Here is a 1,978-nt window from a genome sequence, read left to right as displayed (position 1 = left end):
CCCCGTTGCCTAGCGGCACCCGCTCGTAGAAGGCGGCCACCGATTGGCCGTCCTCCAGGAGCATCGATTTCGACTCGGGCAAGAACTCCACCCAGGGCAGCAGTTCCACGAAGGACGGTGCGACGTCGTACAGCGCCTGCTCGTCGGCCACGGTCGCCGGCTTGCGGCCCTGGACCGCGGCGCCGGGTTCGGGGATGCCGGCTTGCTGCAAGGCCTCGACGTGGCGCTGCCAGCCGTCCGGCTGCTCGTCGGCGGCGGTGTCTTCGGCGCTGACGGCAGCCAGCTTCGGCCATGGAAGTTTCCACCGCATCAGTAGTCCTCCGTCCTCTCGCCAGGCATCGCGTACTGCACGCGCTGGTACAAGGGGAAAACCGTCGTGTAGCCCGGCACGGGAACGGGGTCGGTGCCGGCCAGGTGCGGGTACACGTACATCACGAGATCGGGATTGGGCAGACGCTGGAACTGGCGGTGAACCTCATTGCGCGCGGTGCGCGTGTAGCGCATCTGCTCGACAGGTGCGGCCTGCACGTCGGCGTCGGTCAGGGGCCGACGCAGGCTCTGGCGCGCATCGAGCAACTGGCGGCCGGCGTTCCGTCCGGCTGCGCCACCGCCGTCGCCGGCCTCCTGCTGCCAGATGTCCATCATCGTGCGGTCACCGTGGGTCAACAGCTTTTCCTTGCTGGTGGTGCAGCCGGCGAGCACCGCGACGGCGAGGGCCAGTGCTAGGCCACGGGCCAGGTTAGTCAAGTTCAAGGGCATGGCTTTCTCCTGCGCGGTGATCGACCTTGCGGCCTTCGGGATCGAAGTCGATGGCGAGCGGCTTTTCGAGGTGGACGGCAACCTTGGCGCCGGGTTGGACATAGACGGCGGCGAAGGCTTGGCCGTAGAGCTTGTTGACCCAGGCCGACATGTCCCGGACACCGCCCGCGAGAATCTGGCCGACCGCTTCTTGGCCGGTGATGCCCACGGTGCCGATGGAGCCGTCCGAGCCGACATAGGACATGCGGCCGCTGCCACTCTCGATGAACGAGGCCACACCGGCACCGGCCGCGGTGATCAGGGCCTGCGAGCCGAGGTATTGCTGGGCGTTGCTGCGCCGCTCGCCGCTGACGCAAGGAATGCCGTGGGGATCGCTGATCCAGCCCAAGCCGTCGCGCTGTTGGTTGTTCTGCTGGTTGCCCTCGCGGTCTTCGGGGATCGTGCGAATCGTGCCGTCGTTGAAGACGAACGTGATGCTGCGCACCTGACCTCGCACGCACGAGAGCGTCCAGTCGCCCGAGGCGGTGCCGCTGAACACGGCGCCGGCCACGTCGGGAATGTCGATACCATTGGCGGTCAGGTTGTCCGGCCCGACCAGCACTTTGAACGGATAGGGATCGTTGACCGTGCCGTCGATCGGCACGCGGCCGATCAGGGCCGTCATCGCCACCGATCCCATTAGCGTCGAGTTGGTCGGCACGGTATAGACCGGCTTGGCATTCTTGACCCCGGCAGCGCGGGCGCCCGCGTTGGCCACGGTTTCAGCGGTGGTTTCGAGCGTGCTCTGCGCCGGGCCGAAGCTCGTGGGGAAGCTCATGCCGCCGCTCGCGCCACGCCCCCCGTTGCGCCCCTCGGCGGGCTTTGCGTCGTCCGGCTCGACCCACCGCACGCCGCCCTCCATGCCGGCCTCGTCGCCGCCCTGCAGCCCCAGGCCCACGGGCAGGTCCGCATGGCCGCCGCCGCGCCCGCCGATGCTGTCCAGGCGCCGCTGCAGGTCGGCGAGCAGCCCTTCGGTCTGCTGGCGCGCGCTGGCCGCCTGCTCTTGGTCGCGGCGCAGGTTGGACCGCTCGGATTCGAGCGCCGAGTTGATGCGCTGGTCGATGGAGTTCTCGCGCTGGCGCAGCCGCTGGTTCTCTTCACGCTGCGACTTGTTGTCCGAGAGCGCGGTCGTAAGCTCGGTGCGCAACTGCGTCATTTGGGCGACGAGCGTCGCCGTGGT

General features: G+C 68.5%; 2 protein-coding genes and 1 pseudogene. All 3 read right to left on the bottom strand.

All coding sequences use genetic code 11. The features are described from left to right. Positions 1–310 (bottom strand): annotated as a pseudogene (locus tag AC0Z6F_RS22540) (conjugative transfer ATPase); the annotation flags it as partial. Further along, positions 310–759 carry a TIGR03751 family conjugal transfer lipoprotein gene (locus tag AC0Z6F_RS22535; RefSeq protein ID WP_180889228.1) on the bottom strand — a complete coding sequence of 150 codons (450 nt, stop codon included), beginning with the start codon at positions 757–759 and terminating at the stop codon, positions 310–312. The gene AC0Z6F_RS22535 and the pseudogene AC0Z6F_RS22540, both read right to left, overlap by 1 nt. Further along, positions 740–1,978 (bottom strand): TIGR03752 family integrating conjugative element protein (locus AC0Z6F_RS22530; protein ID WP_485619608.1); only part of this gene is annotated, 1,239 nt, incomplete at its 5' end. The genes AC0Z6F_RS22530 and AC0Z6F_RS22535, both read right to left, overlap by 20 nt.

This window comes from Stenotrophomonas sp. 1L-E-5-B-C3 (genome assembly GCF_057292075.1).
The sequence above is the reverse complement of the archived record's forward strand: the minus strand, read 5'-3'. Positions and strand labels throughout refer to the sequence as shown.